14 protein-coding genes and 1 rRNA gene are annotated in these 17,242 nt (G+C 69.6%); 8 read left to right on the forward strand and 7 right to left on the reverse strand.

Annotated features, from left to right (window positions below; all coding sequences use genetic code 11):
* Positions 1–153 precede the first annotated feature (153 nt).
* A 5S ribosomal RNA gene (gene rrf, locus ACH5AF_RS00005) occupies positions 154–270 on the forward strand.
* A 296-nt stretch (positions 271–566) separates the two neighbouring features.
* On the opposite strand, the gene ACH5AF_RS00010 is transcribed toward rrf, so the two are convergent.
* Genes ACH5AF_RS00010 through ACH5AF_RS00030 form a run of 5 tightly spaced genes read right to left on the reverse strand, consistent with a single transcriptional unit; the run spans position 567 to position 5,970 of the window.
* A complete protein-coding gene (locus ACH5AF_RS00010) occupies positions 567–1,874 on the reverse strand; it encodes a DUF58 domain-containing protein (protein ID WP_398898967.1) in 1,308 nt (435 codons plus the stop codon).
* 8 nt (positions 1,875–1,882) lie between these two features.
* Positions 1,883–2,866 (reverse strand): AAA family ATPase, encoded by a 984-nt coding sequence (locus tag ACH5AF_RS00015; protein WP_398898968.1) that lies wholly within the window; start codon positions 2,864–2,866, stop codon positions 1,883–1,885.
* Complete coding sequence (locus tag ACH5AF_RS00020; RefSeq protein WP_398898970.1) at positions 2,863–4,077, reverse strand: DUF4350 domain-containing protein; 1,215 nt, start codon at positions 4,075–4,077, stop codon at positions 2,863–2,865. Before ACH5AF_RS00020 ends, ACH5AF_RS00015 begins: the two co-directional genes overlap by 4 nt.
* Positions 4,074–4,763: a DUF4129 domain-containing protein gene (locus ACH5AF_RS00025; protein WP_398898972.1), complete on the reverse strand. Its 690-nt coding sequence runs from the start codon at positions 4,761–4,763 to the stop codon at positions 4,074–4,076. The genes ACH5AF_RS00020 and ACH5AF_RS00025 overlap by 4 nt, the downstream gene beginning before the upstream one ends.
* A gap of 4 nt (positions 4,764–4,767) precedes the next feature.
* Positions 4,768–5,970 carry a hypothetical protein gene (locus ACH5AF_RS00030; protein WP_398898974.1) on the reverse strand — a complete coding sequence of 401 codons (1,203 nt, stop codon included), beginning with the start codon at positions 5,968–5,970 and terminating at the stop codon, positions 4,768–4,770.
* A 180-nt stretch (positions 5,971–6,150) separates the two neighbouring features.
* On the opposite strand from ACH5AF_RS00030, the gene mtnA reads away from it, so the two are divergent.
* The 7 genes from mtnA to ACH5AF_RS00065 all read left to right on the forward strand — a co-directional run bounded on the left by mtnA (position 6,151) and on the right by ACH5AF_RS00065 (position 15,276).
* The gene (gene mtnA / locus ACH5AF_RS00035) at positions 6,151–7,287 is read left to right on the forward strand and encodes an S-methyl-5-thioribose-1-phosphate isomerase (RefSeq protein WP_398898976.1); all 1,137 of its coding nucleotides are present in this window, start codon (positions 6,151–6,153) and stop codon (positions 7,285–7,287) included.
* Positions 7,288–7,941: 654 nt separating this feature from the next.
* A complete protein-coding gene (gene mtrA, locus ACH5AF_RS00040) occupies positions 7,942–8,631 on the forward strand; it encodes a two-component system response regulator MtrA (RefSeq protein WP_215181765.1) in 690 nt (229 codons plus the stop codon).
* Between the two features lies 1 nt (position 8,632).
* The gene (gene mtrB, locus ACH5AF_RS00045; RefSeq protein ID WP_398898978.1) at positions 8,633–10,639 is read left to right on the forward strand and encodes an MtrAB system histidine kinase MtrB; all 2,007 of its coding nucleotides are present in this window, start codon (positions 8,633–8,635) and stop codon (positions 10,637–10,639) included.
* Between the two features lie 34 nt (positions 10,640–10,673).
* Positions 10,674–12,479, forward strand: a complete 1,806-nt coding sequence (locus tag ACH5AF_RS00050; protein WP_398898980.1) for an LpqB family beta-propeller domain-containing protein — start codon at positions 10,674–10,676, stop codon at positions 12,477–12,479.
* A gap of 87 nt (positions 12,480–12,566) precedes the next feature.
* The gene (locus ACH5AF_RS00055) at positions 12,567–13,280 is read left to right on the forward strand and encodes a ComF family protein (protein WP_398899749.1); all 714 of its coding nucleotides are present in this window, start codon (positions 12,567–12,569) and stop codon (positions 13,278–13,280) included.
* A 343-nt stretch (positions 13,281–13,623) separates the two neighbouring features.
* Positions 13,624–14,313 (forward strand): ribosome hibernation-promoting factor, HPF/YfiA family, encoded by a 690-nt coding sequence (gene hpf / locus ACH5AF_RS00060; protein ID WP_398898982.1) that lies wholly within the window; start codon positions 13,624–13,626, stop codon positions 14,311–14,313.
* 207 nt (positions 14,314–14,520) lie between these two features.
* A complete protein-coding gene (locus tag ACH5AF_RS00065; RefSeq protein ID WP_398898984.1) occupies positions 14,521–15,276 on the forward strand; it encodes a response regulator in 756 nt (251 codons plus the stop codon).
* 84 nt (positions 15,277–15,360) lie between these two features.
* On the opposite strand, the gene ACH5AF_RS00070 is transcribed toward ACH5AF_RS00065, so the two are convergent.
* Positions 15,361–16,521: a winged helix-turn-helix domain-containing protein gene (locus ACH5AF_RS00070; protein ID WP_398898986.1), complete on the reverse strand. Its 1,161-nt coding sequence runs from the start codon at positions 16,519–16,521 to the stop codon at positions 15,361–15,363.
* Positions 16,522–16,639: 118 nt separating this feature from the next.
* Complete coding sequence (locus ACH5AF_RS00075) at positions 16,640–17,215, reverse strand: GNAT family N-acetyltransferase (protein WP_398898988.1); 576 nt, start codon at positions 17,213–17,215, stop codon at positions 16,640–16,642.
* Positions 17,216–17,242 lie beyond the last annotated feature (27 nt).

Here is a 17,242-nt window from a genome sequence, read left to right on the forward strand (position 1 = left end):
GGTTGATAGGCCGGATATGGAAGCCAGGTAACTGGTGGAGTTGACCGGTACTAATAGGCCGAGGGCTTGTCCTCAGTTGCTCGCGTCCACTGTGTTAGTTCTGAAGTAACGAACTCGCCTTGTCGGCTGGTAGTTCGGACATCTTCATAGAGTTTCGGTGGTCATTGCGTTAGGGAAACGCCCGGTTACATTCCGAACCCGGAAGCTAAGCCTTTCAGCGCCGATGGTACTGCAGGGGGGACCCTGTGGGAGAGTAGGACGCCGCCGAACAATCATTGTGGGAAAGCCCCGGAACCTCGTTCCGGGGCTTTCCTGCGTTTCCGGGCAGTTATTAGCGGAGGCGATCGGCCATGCGGCAGGCCGGAGAAACGCGGCCCGCTTCGTGTACGGGCTGTATAGGTCTCAAGGTCCACAGGCTGCCGGTCTGTCGACAGCTGCACTCCGCCTCATGCCTGCGACACGCCGCGAAGCCTCGCAGGCAGCGCCTGCGAGCAAAGGTCACCATCACGATCTACGGCTGAAGCACTGGCCAGGCCGAGCGCGTTGTCTGCCTCATTGACCAGTGGTCACAGGCGGCCGGCGGCCTTCAACGCCAGGTACGCATCCGCCAGTGCAGGTGCGAGCTTGTCGGGTGTCGCGTCGACGACACTGACTCCGTGGCGCTGAAGCTGTTCAGCTGTGCGTTGCCGCTGGATGCGGGCCTGTGTGCCGGCTGCTGCTTCGTAGACGCCTTCGGGGCTTCCGCGCCTACTGGTCATCTGCTCGACGTGAGGGTCGGCGACGGACGCGACGAGCACGGTGTGCCGACGGGTGAGCTGAGGCAGGACCGGCAGCAGCCCCTCCTCGATCGGAGTCGCGTCGAGGCTGGTGAGAAGGACGACGAGCGAGCCGCGCGGTGCGTTCTGCAACGCGGCGGCGCTGAGTCCGCGGGCGTCGGTCTCGATGAGTTCCGGTTCCAGCGGGGCGAACGCGTTGACCATGGCGGGCAGGATGTCCCCGGCGGAGCGGCCCTGGACCTGGGCACGTACCCGCCGATCGTAGGCAAGCAGGCCCACGCGGTCACCGGCACGTGAGGCCAAGGCGCTGAGGAGGAGGGCCGCGTCCATGGCGGCGTCGAGGCGCGGTACGTCGCCAACGCGTCCTGCCGAGGTACGGCCGGTGTCCAGGACCACGAGAATGTGTCGGTCCCGCTCCGGGCGCCATGTACGGACGGCGACGGTGGCTCTGCGGGCAGTGGCACGCCAGTCGATCGAGCGGGTGTCGTCACCCGGAACGTAATCACGGAGGCTGTCGAACTCCGTGCCCTGTCCGCGGATCAGAGTGCTGGTCCGGCCGTCGAGTTCGCGAAGTCTCGCCAGCCGCGAGGGCAGGTGCTTGCGACTGGCGAAGGGCGGCAGTACGCGTACGGTCCAGGGGACGTGGTGGTTGCCCTGACGGGCGGCGAGACCCAGAGGGCCGTAGGAACGGATGGTGACGCGCTCGGCGTGACGATCGCCTCGTCGGGTCGGGGTGAGCACGGTGGTGACTCGCCGGCGTTCTCCGGCGGGCACCTTCAGGGGGTGCCTGGATGCTTGCTCGGTGCCCGTAGCCCAGGTGCTGGGCGGCCAGGCGTCCCGGAGAAGTGCGCGCAGCGGCCGATTGGACGGATTGGTGACGGTCAACTCGACCTGTGCCGCGTCACCGAGTCGAACTGATGTGTCACCGGTTCGGGTGAATCGGAGGGTTCGTACTGGCGCGGCGAGGGCGTAGTCGCACAGGATTGCGAGTGACAGAGGCGCATTGACAGCGAGCATTCCCGTCCAGCTGGGGGCGAGGATGCCGACGGGGAGAGAGCCGAGAGTGGCGAGGAGCGCGGTCCGTCCGGTGAGGGCCATGGCGCACCTCAGCGGGGGACGGGGACGTGGGCGAGGATCGCGGTGATGACGGAGTCGGCGGTGACTCCTTCCATCTCCGCCTCGGGGCGCAGCTGGATCCGATGACGCAGGGTGGGCAGGGCGAGGGCCTTCACATCGTCCGGGATGACGTAGTCCCGGCCTGTGAGCCAAGCCCAGGCGCGGGCGGTGGACAGCAGGGCCGTTGCACCGCGAGGCGAGGCGCCCAGGGTGAGCGACGGCGACTCGCGGGTGGCGCGGCAGATGTCGACGACATAGCCGGCGATCTCGGCCGACACCGAGACCTTGGCGACGGCGGCCCGGGCCGCCGCCAGGTCGGCGGGGCCGGCTACGGGGCGGACTCCGGCAGCCTCGAGATCACGAGGGTTGAAGCCCTCGGCATGGCGGGTGAGGACGTCGATCTCGTCCTCGCGGGACGGGAGGGGGACGGTGAGCTTGAGGAGGAAGCGGTCGAGCTGAGCCTCGGGGAGGGGGTAGGTGCCCTCGTACTCGACGGGGTTCTGCGTTGCGGCGACGAGGAAGGGCTCGGGGAGGAGACGCGGGGTTCCATCGACCGTGACCTGTCGTTCCTCCATCGCTTCCAGCAGAGAGGACTGCGTCTTGGGAGGGGTCCGGTTGATCTCGTCGGCGAGAAGGAGGTTGGTGAAGACCGGGCCCTGCTGGAAGGAGAACTCGGAGGTACGGGTGTCGTAGACCAGTGAGCCGGTGACATCACTCGGCATCAGGTCGGGGGTGAACTGGACGCGCTTGGTGTCCAGTTCGAGCGAGGCGGCAAGTGCGCGGACCAGCAGCGTCTTGGCGACTCCGGGAACACCTTCGAGCAGGACATGGCCGCGGCAGAGCAGGGCCACGACGAGCCCGGTGACAGCAGGGTCCTGGCCTACAACGGCCTTGGCGATCTCGTTGCGCAGGGCCTCCAGGGAGGTGCGGGCGCGGTCCGAGTTCTCAGCTGTCTCGGGGGTCGGGGCGCTCATGAGGTGCGTACCTCTCTTTCGAGGGCGTCGAGTTGATCTGCCAGGTGGACAAGAGTGGCGTCGTCGGCGGGGGCGGGGCCGAAGAGCAGGTCGCGGATGTCCCGCTCGGTATCGGGAAGTTGGGCGGACACCGCGGAGATCAGCGCATCGGGGGAGTGCGCTTCGGCTGGCGGCAGGCCGAGGACGGTGGCCAGGCGGGCGCGGGTGGCAGAGCGCAAGGAGGCGGCAGCGCGGTCACGGGCGTTGACCTTGCGGTAGAGCCGGGCGCGGCCTTCGGTGGCCTCGGAGGCGCGAATGGCGACGGGGAGCCGTTCGGTCACCAGCGGACCGAGACGGCGGGCACGCCAGATGGCGGTGAGCAGGGCTGCCACGGCGAGTTGCAGCGTGCCCCAGAGCCAGCCGGACGGAATGAGGTCGAGGAAGCCGATTTCTTCTTCCTCGGCCTCTCCGCCGCCGTCGTTCTCTTCGGCGGTGCCGTCGGTGGAGGGGTCACTGAGTGACGGGATGTACCAGACCAGCGCGGGCCGCGACCCGAGGAGTTGCAGAGCAAGGGAGGCATTGCCGTGCTCGTCGAGACGGTCGTTGTAGAAGATGTCCGGGGAGCCGAGAAGGACGGTGTCGCCGCCGGTCGTGGTGTCGACACGGACAAGGGACGGCAGCCCGTCGCTCGGGTAGCAGCTGTCGGCGCCCGGGGCCTCGGTGCTGTAACGCTCGCCGCCGACATCGGCGTTGCCCGCCCGGCGTGCGGGCGGGAAGGTGCACTGCGGGGTGCGGGCCGCGACCCGTGCCGGGACGTCGGTACGGACACCGGGGGCCAAGGTGTCGACGGAGGCATCGCTTGCGGCCAGGAGCACCGTTCGCCCGCCGGAAGGCGACGTTGCCGAGTGGAGGGCGTCCTGCTGGGCAATGGTCAGCAGGTCGGGTTCGGTGACGAGAAGAGTGGTGTCGGGGCCGGCGGCTGCGACTGCCGCGTCGAGCCTGGTGACGACCCGGACGGACACACCCTGGTCCTTCAGGAGTTCGGCGACGGCACGGCTGCCGTGCGTGTCCGCGGACCGGGGATCGAGTCGGCCGTGCTGGTCACCGGAGCGCAGGGCGGCCATGGTGATGCCCGCGGCGACGAGCAGTGCGATGACGACGAGGATGCCGCGGGTGCGCGTCCACACCTGGCGCGCGGTGGGGGACAAGGACGTGGTGGCGGCCCCGGTCATTCGGCGGCTCCTTGGGCGGCCTCGGCCGGCTGGGGCTTGGCACGCTCCAGCTCGACGTCCAGGTCGCGCAGGCGTTCGTACATCCGTCGGTCCGCGGTACGGCCTCCGTATGTGATGTCGTCGAACATCCTGGCTGCTGCGCGTAGTTCGTCGGCGTGGGACGGAAGGGAGCGGCCGGCCTCAGCCGCGGCCTCGTCTGCGGTGCGTCCCGGGCGGGGGGTGAGAAAGGTTCGCTCCTCCAGGGAGCGGACGATGGCGCGCATTCGCTCCTGGACGGCCTGGTTCCAGCGTCCTGCTGCGGCATGTGCTTCGGCGGTGGTGCGGTGTTCGGCGGCGCTGCGCGGGCCGTCCTCGAAAAGGGAGTCCGTCGCACCGGGTGTGCGCTGCGGTGTGCCGAGACGCCACCACAGCGCCGCGGCAAGGGCGATGACGACGAGGACGATCACGACCAGTCCGGCCGTTCCGCCGATGCCCGCGCCGGCGGCGCCCTCGAAGAGGCTGCCGACCCAGTCCCAGAATCTGTTCAGTGCCCGCTCGAGCAGGTTGGGATCGTTCTCGTGGTACATCGGTTTGGACAGCTCACGTTCCGCCGCCTCGCGGGCAGGGAGACGTGAAATGTCCACCGGTACGTCGTCGCTCGCTCGGATCAGCGGCTCAGCTGCCGTCGCGCCCCCCGAACTCAGCACCGCATCAGCCCCCGGCGGAGTGGTTGCCGGGCGGCTGGTCTCCGTAGCTGGAGATGCCTGCCGCGCGGGCGAGTTCGAGGTCGAGTGCCTCGCGGCGGATGCGCTGGTCGACGTAGAGCAGCGCGGTCACGCCGGCGGAGATCGGGTACGTGATCGAGGAGGCGATCACGGAGCCGATACCGGTGATGATCAGGAAGGGCCAGCCGAACTCGGGGCCGTTTCCACTGAAGAGGTCGCTGAGTCCGACGCCGTCCACGGCGAACGCGATGATCGTGAACGGGATGGCGATGACCATGCTCACCAGGAAGGCCAGCAGGATGGTCAGCAGGGTGATGCCGAAGATGCGCCACCAGGCGCCCTGGACCAGTTTGGCGGAGCGGCGCAACGAGGCGATGACGCCTTGGCGTTCGAGTACGAGCGCGGGCGGTGCGAGAGCGAAGCGGATCATCAGCCAGATGACGACCACGATGGCGGCGATGCCGCCGAGGACGGAGAGGAACACTCCAGCTTCACCGATCAGCACGCCGGGCAGGATGCCCACCGACATGATCAGTGCGCTGCCCACCGGCAGCAGGAGGATCAGGAGGAGCAGGTGAGGCAGCCGGGGCCGGGCCTCTCGCCAGGCCTCCGGGAGGTTCACGGACCGCCCCAGGACGGAGCGGCTGATCACCACGGTGAGCAGTGCGGTGGTCAGAAGTGTGCCGATCAGCGTGATGAGCAGCGCCGGACCCAGGGCGATCAGGCTGGCCTGCAGAGACTCCACGGACTGCTGCAGCGCCTCCTCGGGGGTCGCTTTGGGGTCGACCTCCGGCGGCTCGGGCAGCAGATAGCGCTCGACGAGGATGCTGACGATCTGGGTGACGACGGAGACGCTGACCGTCACGGCCAGGACGGTGCGCCAGTGGGCGCGCAGCGTCGACACCGCGCCGTCGAGGATCTCCCCGACGCCGAGGGGGCGGAGGGGAATCACTCCCGGCTTCGCCGCGGGGGGCCGGCCCCAATTGCCGTGCGCTCCGCCGCCGCCCCAGCCGGGGGAGGGGGGAACCGGGCCGGGACCCGTCGGTGCGGACCACTGCCCGGGGGGCGGCTGATCCTTGGACCACTTCGACGAAGCACCGTCGACGGGCTCGGCGGGTTGCGGCACGCCGGAGTTCTGTCCGTTGGAGGGAGCCGATCCGGGCGATGCCCAGCCCGGAGTGTCGTTCACGGTGGTCCACCTCATGGATTGGTCGCGTGGCCGGCTCATAGAGCCGACGTGTTCACGGTGCCCGTCCGCCCCGGAGGGCGGCTGTGGCAGCCATCGTGCCACGCGGCGGCCCCCGGTGGGCGGGGGCATCGGTCACCTTCGCACCTTCATTGTGGGAGCCTCACCGTGCAGACTGGGCGGATGGCTGATCAGTACGTACGAAACCCGGTCGGAACGGCTCCGCCGAAGCTTCCGGTGCTGCGCTGGGACGAGCCGCCCGAAGGTCCCGTACTGGTGCTTCTCGACCAGACCAGGCTGCCGGTCGACGAGGTGGAGCTGGTCTGCACCGATGTTCCGGTCCTGGTCCGGGCGATCCGGACGCTGGCCGTGCGCGGGGCGCCCCTGCTCGGCATCGCAGGGGCCTACGGTGTGGCCCTTGCGGCAGCGCGGGGCTATGACGTCGAGGAAGCGACGGAGCTGCTCGAGAACGCACGTCCCACGGCGGTGAACCTGGGGTACGGGGTGCGCCTGGCGGCCGCCGCGTACCGGGCCGCTGTGGACGCGGGGGCGGGCGCGGAGGAGGCGGCGGCCGCGGTGCTCGCATCGGCAAGGGAACTGCACCGCGCGGACGCTGAGGCGAGCCGCCGGATGGCCGGGCATGGATTGAGGCTGCTGGGGGAGCTCCTGCCCGGCGGCGGGCACCGGATCCTGACGCACTGCAACAGCGGGGCGCTGGTGTCGGGCGGCGAAGGCACGGCCTTTGCGGTGGCGCTGGCCGCACACCGCGCCGGTGAGCTGCGGAGGCTGTGGGTGGACGAGACGAGGCCGCTGTTGCAGGGCGCCCGTCTCACGGCGTACGAGGCCTCGCGCAACGGCATGCCGTACAGCCTGCTGACGGACAACGCGGCGGGCTCACTCTTCATAGCGGGTGAGGTGGACGCGGTGCTGATCGGCGCGGATCGGATCGCCGCGGACGGATCGGTGGCCAACAAGGTCGGCAGTTACCCGCTCGCGGTGCTCGCGAAGTACCACCATGTGCCGTTCATCGTCGTGGCGCCGACGACGACGGTGGATCTCGGCACCCCGGACGGTGCCTCGATCGAGGTGGAGCAGCGGCCCGGCAGTGAAGTGACGGAGGTAACGTCGCCGCAGGTGGGAGTGTCAGGGGCGGAAGCTGGTGGTGGGGTGTCCGTGGCACCGCTCGGAACCCAGGCCTACAACCCTGCGTTCGACGTCACGCCGCCCGATCTGGTCACGGCCGTCGTCACCGAGGAAGGTGTGTTGTCGCCGGTCACGAGGGCCGGAATAGCCGAGCTGTGTGCCAGGTCCGCCAGGTAACGATCACCTGATGATGTCGCTCTTTTCGACGGAAACGGCCCCTCCCTGCACCGGTGCTCAGACAGAGGGGCGTGACATCCAACGGCGACATCAGCAGGCCTCGGAGTCCGGTCGTTCGGTCTCCAACTGCCGGATCCGGGCCGGCTGCCGGAGCTGGCGATCGAGCTGCCTCCACGTTCTCGATGATGTCGCGGGCCAGTGCCTCGGCGTAGATGTCCATCTCGTCGCGATCCGGCTGCGCCGCAGGAAGGATCGCCTTGACGATCGGCGGGTGAACCTTGAGATGGAACGCGATGCACTGCGCGGGCAGCGGAAGAGGCGCCTTCGAGGTCTCCGTCTTGGGGTCCAGGTCGATCGTCCCGGCGCTGGAGCGCTGCTGCTGCGCCCAGAGCCCTGGCCCAGGTGGTAGATGACCGCAGTGCGAGACTGCGCGGTCAAAGCAGTGTCTCCGGTGGAGGGTCGGCCGGCACCGGGATGGAGGGGGCGCCGTTCCCGAATCCGGGTTTGAGGCACGTGAGCGCCGGCAGCAGAGCCGACATCTGTCATAGACATCAACACCCACGGACGAAGGCGGACAGTTACGGCCACGTACGACTATCGTCACGGACCTGTGACCTAGCTCACCTCTGTCTTTGCCACTGTTACGAGAATGGGATGATGTCGAATATGAAGGGACGAGTCCTTGTCGTCGATGACGACAACGCGCTGGCCGAGATGCTCGGGATTGTGCTGCGTGGAGAAGGTTTCGAGCCGTCGTTCGTCGCGGACGGTGACAAGGCACTTGCAGCCTTCCGGGAGACCAAGCCGGATCTGGTGCTGCTGGATCTGATGCTGCCGGGAAGGGACGGCATCGAGGTGTGCCGGCTCATCCGCGCGGAGTCCGGCGTGCCGATCGTGATGCTCACGGCCAAGAGCGACACCGTCGATGTGGTGGTGGGCCTCGAGTCAGGGGCCGACGACTACATCGTCAAGCCGTTCAAGCCGAAGGAGCTGGTCGCCCGTATCCGGGCGCGGCTGCGGAGGTCGGAGGAACCTGCTCCGGAGCAGCTGACGATCGGCGATCTGGTGATCGACGTGGCGGGTCACTCCGTGAAGCGGGACGGGCAGTCGATAGCGCTGACGCCGCTGGAGTTCGATCTGCTGGTCGCGCTGGCGCGCAAGCCATGGCAGGTGTTCACCCGTGAGGTGCTCCTCGAGCAGGTGTGGGGCTACCGGCATGCCGCGGACACCCGGTTGGTCAATGTCCATGTGCAGCGGCTTCGTTCCAAGGTCGAGAAGGACCCGGAGCGGCCGGAAATCGTGGTGACCGTCCGTGGTGTCGGTTACAAGGCCGGGCCGAGCTGACATGTCCAGTGGCAGCGTTGCTCCGAAGCCCGGGCAGCCGGGAGTCCGTACGGGGCGGGCTGCCGGACCGGGGCGCAAGCCCGCGCGATTCGGCCGCCTGTTCCAGGGGGGTCTGCTGCTCCCGGACGGGGCGGCGTCCGGCGGGCCGGTGCCTCGGCTCGTGATGCGCTGGCTGCGCCGTCCGCTGCTGCCCGCTGCCCGGCTGTGGCGGCGGAACATCCAGCTCCGGGTCGTGGTGACCACGTTGCTGATGTCGCTCGGTGTGGTGCTGCTCCTCGGTTTCGTCGTCATCGGGCAGGTGCGCAACGGTCTGCTCGACGCGAAGAGCAAGGCTGCGCAGAGTCAGGCGGCCGGCGGTTTCGCCGTCGCTCGGGAACAGGCCAGCGCACCGGTCGGACCCGTGGGCCCGGAGGGTGCGGCGTCGGGTGGCAGGAACGCCAACTCATGGCGGTCCGATCTTGTCGTGCAGCTCGCCAGTGGCGGTCAGGGCTCGTACAACGTGGTCGCTCTGAGCGCCGACTCCGAACGGGACGGCTCAGGCCGCGCGCCGCGTACGTCGGGCCTGGTGGATCCCGCGAGCATTCCGCAGGCATTGCGGGACGCAGTGGGCCAGGGCAGTGGGACGTACGAGACGTACGTCAGCATCCAGTACTGGAACAACGCCCTCGAGCCGGAGCCCGGGCTGGTCGTGGGCACGCGGCTGAACGACATCGAGGGGCAGCCGTACGAGCTGTACTACCTGTTCCCGCTGGCCCAGGAGGAGCAGTCGCTCAACCTGGTCCGGGGGACGCTCGCCACGGCCGGACTGTTCGTCGTGGTGCTCCTCGGTGCCATCGCGTGGCTCGTGGTGCGCCAGATCGTCACGCCCGTCCGTATGGCTGCCGGGATCGCGGAACGGCTCGCCGCGGGGCGGCTGCAGGAGCGTATGAAGGTCACCGGCGAGGACGACATCGCCCGGCTCGGTGAGGCCTTCAACAAGATGGCGCAGAACCTCCAGCTGAAGATCCAGCAGCTCGAGGAGCTGTCCCGGATGCAGCGCCGCTTCGTGTCGGACGTGTCGCACGAGCTGCGGACACCGCTGACGACGGTGCGGATGGCGGCGGATGTCATCCATGAGGCGCGCAGCGACTTCGATCCGGTGACGGCGCGTTCCGCCGAGCTCCTCGGCGACCAGCTTGATCGTTTCGAATCGCTTTTGTCCGACCTGCTGGAGATCAGCCGGTTCGACGCCGGTGCCGCGGCGCTGGAGGCGGAGCCGATAGACCTGCGTGAGGTGGTACGGCGGGTCATCGGCGGTGCCGAGCCGCTGGCCGAGCGCAAGGGCTCTCGGATACGGGTCGTCGGCGACGAGCAGCCCGTCGTGGCCGAGGCCGACGCCCGTCGCGTGGAGCGTGTGCTGCGCAACCTCGTCGTCAATGCCGTGGAGCACGGCGAGAGCAGGGACGTAGTGGTGCGCATGGCGGCCGCCGGCGGCGCCGTGGCCATCGCCGTGCGGGACTACGGGGTGGGGCTCAAGCCGGGCGAGGCGACCCGCGTGTTCAGCCGGTTCTGGCGCGCCGACCCAGCGCGTGCCCGCACCACCGGCGGGACCGGCCTGGGCCTGTCGATCGCCGTCGAGGACGCCCGTCTTCACGGGGGCTGGCTGCAGGCGTGGGGCGAGCCGGGTGGCGGTTCGCAGTTCAGGCTGACGCTGCCGCGTACGGCGGACGAGCCGCTGCGCGGTTCGCCGATACCGCTCGAGCCCGCGGACTCGCGGCAGAACCGCGAGCGTGCCCGTTCGGAGGACTCGTCGGTGAACGGGCACCGGCTGACGTCCGTGCCGGTGCAGTCGGGGGCGGACTTCTCGCCACTGCCCGCGCAGATGCGCGGCGCGGCGCCGCGGGGAGTCGATCCGGCGGCGCTGCCGGGCAGCGGTGCCCGCGTCGTGGCGCGGCCCGCCGGTGAGCGGAGCGACGAGTCGGCGGGACAGATTTCGACGGAGCGGGAGGACACCGGTCGTGGGCGCTGATTCCCGTCGTCAGGGGCGCGCGGGTGGGGCGCGTATGACGGCGCTGCTCGGTGCGAGCGGTGTGCTGCTCGCCGGGTGTGCGTCGATGCCCGACAGCGGCGACGTGCATGCGGTGAAGGCGTCGCAGCGCGGCGACTCGCAGGTGCGGGTGTACGCGGTGCAGCCCCGCAAGGGCGCCACGCCCGACGAGATCGTCACGGGCTTCCTCGAGGCGATGACCAGTGACGACTCGAACTTCGCCACGGCACGCTCGTACCTCACGCCGGAGACGTCCCAGAAGTGGCGGCCCGAGGCGAGCACGACCGTCCTGGAGGCGGCGCCGGTCCCCGGCTCGCCGGTCCTCGGCGGCCGGGACCACCCGGGCATGAACTATCCGCTGTTCGGTCGGCAGATCGCCACGGTCGACGCCCAGCGCGCGTATCAGCCGGTGACGCCGGCGGACTACCGCAGGACCATTCATCTGTCGCAGCAGAGCGGTCCGGACGGCAAGGAGTGGCGGATCGACAGCCTGCCTCCCGGGCTGCTGCTCGGCGCGTCCGACTTCGAGCGCAACTACGTCTCGGTAAACAAGTACTACTTCGCCTCGGGCCGGAGCGTCATGGTGGCCGACCCCGTCTACATCCGGCAGCGGCAGGACCCGGTGACCCGGCAGGACCCGGTCACGCAGGCCGTCTCCGCGCTGCTGGAAGGCCCGACGAACTGGCTCAAGCCGGTGGTGGAGTCCCGTTTCCCGACGGGTACGGCGTTGAAGGACGGTACGAGGTCCCTGTCGTTCGACGACGGCAACGGCCTGAAGGTCCCGCTCAACGCCAAGGCGTCCGGCGTCGGCAGGACGCAGTGCACGAAGATGGCGGCTCAGATCCTCTTCACGCTCAAGGACCTGTCGTCCGCGCGCGCCGAGCAGGTGGAGCTGCAGCGGTCGGACGGCAGTCAGCTGTGCGTGCTCCCCGCCGGGCAGGCCGAGGAGTACGCCCCGGACCACGGCTCGGGGGCGTACGACAACCAGTACTTCGTCGACGAGAAGGACCGCCTCGCGCTGTTGGCGGCCGGCACCAAGGAGGTCGGCACCCCGCAGAACGTGCCGGGGCCGTTCGGCGACGGCACGCTGCCGATGAGCACGGTCGCGGTGGCCCGCGACGAGCGCAGCGCGGCCGCGGTCTCCAAGGACCGGAGCAGGCTGTACGTGGCGTCCATCGCCTCCGGCACGGAGCTGGACGGCCCGATGGTGGCCAGCCGTGGCAGGAGCGCCGACAACCGCCTGTCCGCCCCCAGCTGGGACGGCAGGGGTGACCTCTGGGTCGCGGACCGCGACCCCGCCGATCCTGCGCTGATGCGGGTTCCCCGCGGCGAGGAGACCCCTCAGGACGTCAGGATCGTGCCGGGCCTGGACGGTGCCCGGATCGAGGGCGTGAAGGTGTCGGCGGACGGTGTCCGTGTGGCACTGCTCCTGACCAAGGACGGCAGGACGACCCTGAAGATCGGACGCGTGGAGCGGCACGACCCGAGCGACGACCTCGCCGTGACCATCACCGAACTGCGCCCTGCGGCCCCCCAGTTGGAGACCGTCACCGCGGTCTCCTGGGCGGGGCCCAGTCGACTGGTGGTCGTCGGCAAGGAGTCCGGCGGTGTCCAGCAGGTGCGCTACATCCAGACCGACGGCTCGACCTCTCCCAACGCGATCCTGCCCGGCCTGAACCAGGTCAGGGCGGTCGCCGCGTCGGACGACGAGAGCAGCCCGCTCATCGCGTATTCGGAGGAGGACGGCATCGTGCGTCTGCCCGCCGGTGCCAACTGGCAGACGCTGGTCAAGAAGGGGTCCTCGCCCGTCTATCCGGGGTGACGGCGACATTCCGTCCGGTCCGGCCGGTGTGGGGTGGGTTGTCCACAGGGGTGGTCACGCGTGGGCGCCAACGGCACAGTGGTTCCCGTGCGGGGGTGGTGGCGGGAGATCTCCGGTCTGGTGCTGCCGGTGGCCTGTGGAGGCTGCGGGCGGCCGCGAACCGAGCTGTGCGAGCGCTGCGCGGTTGCGCTGTACGGCAGGGCCGCGCGGCGGGCGAGACCGGTGCCGGAGCCGGAGGGCCTGCCCGTGGTACATGCCGCCGCCGCGTACGGCGACGCCGTACGGGCTCTGCTGCTGGCGCACAAGGAGCGCGGTGCGATGGGCCTGGCGCGTCCGCTCGGCCGGGCACTCGCCGGGGCGGTGCGGGCGTCCGCCCCGGCCCACGGCGCAGGACTTGGCCCCTTGCTGCTGGTGCCGGTTCCGTCCGCGCGCAGGGCGGTGCGGGCACGGGGGCATGATCCGTTGCGCCGGATCGCGCTGGCGGCGGCGGGGGAGCTGCGGCGTACGGGGCGCCCGGCGCGGGTGCTGCCGGTACTGCGCCAGCACCGCCACGTGGCCGACCAGGCGGGCCTCACCGCCCCGGAGAGGCTCGCGAACCTCTCTGGGGCACTGCGGCTGCGGTCCGGGGCCGGAAGCTTGCTGAAGGGCGGTACAGCAGTGCTGGTGGACGACCTCATGACGACCGGTGCTTCGTTGGTGGAAGCGGCGCGGGCACTGAGTGCCGCGCAGGTGAGTGACAGCGGTGGATCCGAATGGCCGAACGCAGCGGTCGTCGCCGTTCCGGCGCTGTCTTTCGGATAAACCGGAACTGAGGAGAAACTTGCATCGTTGCAGCTAGTGAGAGGGCAAAAACGCCTGATCGGAGGTACCTTCAGGTAGCGGGTGCCGACAACCGTCCAATCGAGCTATGTTCGGTTGTGAGGAATGGCGATGCCTGAACCTCGCCGAGTGCGCTGCCGAATTCCCAGGCTGGGGATTGGGTACCGGGACACCTGGAAATGGGTGGGGTGGGGATCTTGTCGACTGGGGAGGAGGAGGTGAAAGTCGCCAAGTCCGAGGCCCCGGTGACCACCGGAGCCTGGTGCAAGAGGGAGATGCTCCGCGGCCGGTGAGCCGGCGGAGTGATCCGGGAACGGAGTTCTGCGTGGACATCGTCGTCAAGGGCCGCAAGACCGAGGTGCCCGAGCGGTTCCGCAAGCACGTGGCCGAGAAGCTGAAGCTGGAGAAGATCCAGAAGCTCGACGGCAAGGTGATCAGCCTCGACGTCGAGGTGTCCAAGGAGCACAACCCGCGGCAGGCAGACCGTTCCGACCGCGTGGAGATCACGCTCCGCTCGCGCGGGCCGGTGATCCGGGCGGAGGCAGCTGCCGCCGACCCCTACGCAGCGCTCGACCTTGCCACCGGGAAGCTGGAGGCACGGCTTCGCAAGCAGCACGACAAGCGCCACACCCGGCGCGGCACCGGCCGGCTGTCGGCGGCAGAGGTGGCCGACGTGGTGCCCGGCGTCGCCGAGTGGAACGCCAATGGAAAGTCTCTTGCCGAAGAGTCGACGGAATCGATTCCCACCACCAGGATCGGATCGCTCGAAGTACAGGGCGAGGGGCCGCTGGTGGTCCGCGAGAAGCTGCACACGGCAGCCCCGATGACGCTCGACCAGGCTCTCTACGAGATGGAGCTGGTCGGCCACGACTTCTATCTTTTCGTCGACTCCGAGACGAAGCAGCCCAGTGTCGTCTACCGGCGGCACGCCTACGACTACGGCGTCATCCGTCTGGAGACCGACCCGTTGGCCGGGTCCGAGGCAGGCGGAGCCGGGGGTGCGCTGGGCGGCTGACCCCGGCGCTTGACTGAGCCCCGTCAGCGGAAGTGGTGCCCCTGGAGCGCCGTGTGCGCCCCCAGGGGCACCACCGTGCGCCCCCAGGATCGCCGCTCTGTCGTCCGGGCATGAAAGCATGACGTGGCAAGCCCAACCTAGGTGCCTCGCACCGAGGTTGGCAGACCAGACATGATCTTCGGGCCACGGCCTTCAGGGGGAGGAACGATGGCGGACAGCTTCGGGCCGGTGCACAGCGAAGCGGGCGGCCACCCCGCAGACGTCGACACCGAGGCGGAGGAGACGGCCGACCGCCGCACGGCCGAGCCGATCCGGGTCCTCGTGGTGGACGATCACGCGCTCTTCCGGCGAGGGCTGGAGATCGTCCTCAAACAGGAGGAGGACATCCAGGTCGTGGGCGAGGCCGGTGACGGGGCCGAAGCGGTGGACAAGGCGGCGGACCTGCTGCCCGACATCGTGCTGATGGACGTACGGATGCCCAAGCGCGGGGGCATCGAGGCCTGCACCTCGATCAAGGAGGTGGCCCCCAGCGCCAAGATCATCATGCTGACGATCAGCGACGAGGAGGCCGACCTCTACGACGCGATCAAGGCGGGCGCCACGGGCTATCTCCTCAAGGAGATCTCCACGGACGAGGTCGCGACGGCCATCCGCGCGGTCGCCGACGGGCAGTCGCAGATCAGCCCGTCGATGGCCTCGAAGCTGCTCACCGAGTTCAAGTCGATGATCCAGCGCACCGACGAGCGCAGGCTCGTGCCCGCGCCCCGGCTGACCGATCGGGAGCTTGAGGTGCTCAAGCTCGTCGCCACGGGCATGAACAACCGCGACATCGCCAAGGAGTTGTTCATCTCCGAGAACACCGTGAAGAACCACGTCCGCAACATCCTGGAGAAGCTGCAGCTCCACTCCCGGATGGAGGCCGTGGTCTACGCGATGCGGGAGAAGATCCTCGAGATCCGCTGACGGGCGGGCACTCACGAGGGCCCTCGGCGCAATCCAGGGGGCACTCAGCGGCCGTCGAACGGGACCTGTGCGCTCAGGAGCGCGTCAGTCCAGCGCCCTGACCAGGTCCGCGGTGAGTTCGGGACGGTCGATCCGCTCGACGCGCACGGAGTCGCAGCCCACCCACTCCGCGGCCTCCCGCAGGGCCTGCGCCATCGGAGCGACGGCCTTGGGGCCGTCCAGGGACACCTGGCGGGCCACGAGTGTCCGGCCTTCGCGCGCCGGATCGACACGGCCGAGGAGCCGGCCGCCCGCAAGCAGGGGCATCGCAAAGTACCCGTGGACCCTCTTCTGCTTGGGGACGTACGCCTCCAGCCGGTGAGTGAAGCCGAAGATGCGCTCGGTCCGCGCCCGCTCCCATATGAGCGAGTCGAACGGCGACAGGAGCGTCGTCCGGTGCCGGCCGCGCGGTGGTGCCGCGAGAGCGGCCGGATCGGCCCACGCGGGCTTGGTCCATCCCTCGACGATGACCGGCACCAGACCGGAGTCCGCGACCACCGCGTCGAACTGCTCGCCCTTGAGACGGTGGTAGTCCGCGATGTCCGCGCGTGTGCCCACACCCAGCGCCTGCCCGGCCAGCCGGACGAGACGGCGCAGGCACTCGGTGTCATCCAGGTCGTCGTGCAGGACGGCGTCCGGGATCGCCCGCTCGGCGAGGTCGTACACCCGCTTCCAGCTGCGCCGCTCGGTGCACACCACCTCGCCGTACATCAGCGCGCGCTCGACGGCGACCTTGGAGGCGGACCAGTCCCACCACTCGCCGCCGTTCTTCGCGCCGCCCAACTCCGTCGCCGTGAGCGGGCCTTCTTCCCGCAGCTGCTTGATCACCGTGTCGTATGCACCGTCGGGCAGGTCGTGGGACCAGGGCGGGCGGATGCGGTAGGCGCGGCGGCGGAAGGCGAAGTGCGGCCATTCCTCGACGGGGAGGATGCAGGCGGCGTGCGACCAGTACTCGAAGCTGTGGCCCTGCGTCCAGTACGCCTCCTCGACGGTCCTGCGGCCCACGCTGCCCAGTCGCGCGTACGGAATGAGCTCGTGGGAGCGCGCCAGCACCGAGATCGTGTCCAGCTGCACGGAGCCGAGGTGGCGCAGCACGCCGCGGACGCCGCCGCGCCGGTCCGGAGCGCCGAGAAGTCCCTGGGCGCGCAGCGCGATGCGGCGCGCTTCGTCGGCGGAGAGGTCGAAGGCGGGCGGCAGCGTGGTCATGATGGGCACCCTAGAGGCCGCCACTGACAATCGGTCCGGGCCTCGGATGGGTCCGGGTCTCGGATCGGGCCTGCGGCCCGCCCGTAGGTCATGACGCAGCCGCAGGACAGGCCGTAGGTCAGCGCCGGGCGGGCAGATAGGGCTGCGGGCTCGTGAGCCCGATGTCGGAGGGGAGGAGTGAGCCGATCCACACGTCCCGGAGCGTGCCCTTGTTGAGCAGCGCGGCGCGCAGCTCGCCCTCCATATGGAATCCGGCCTGCTCCGCGACCGCGCGGGAGCCCTCGTTGCCCACCTCGGCCCGCCACTCCAGCCGGGTGGCGCCGAGTCGCATGAACGCCCAGTGCGACACGGCTGCGACGGACTCGGCCATCACCCCGCGTCCCCGGTGCTCCTTGCCGGTCCAGAAGCCGATCTCCCACGTGCCCGAGAAGGTACGCAGAGTGACCGCGACGGACGCCATGAGCGGCCCGCCTGCGCGTGGCAGCACGGCGAAGGTGCACATGGTGCTGTTGCGCCAGCCGTCCGGGACGATGTGCTCGGTGAATTCGACGGCGTGATGGCGTTCGTACGGCGAAGGAACCGTCGTCCACCGCTGGATGTCCGGGTCCTGGCAGGACTGGTAGACGGCGTCGGTGTCCTCGGCCGTGAACGTACGCAGCAGCAGGCGCTCGGTGGTGAGTGTGATCGGCTCCATGCCGGGATTGTGGTCACGCCGGCCGCC

The sequence above is a fragment of the Streptomyces sp. NPDC018833 genome (assembly GCF_044390825.1).
Taxonomy (GTDB): domain Bacteria; phylum Actinomycetota; class Actinomycetes; order Streptomycetales; family Streptomycetaceae; genus Streptomyces.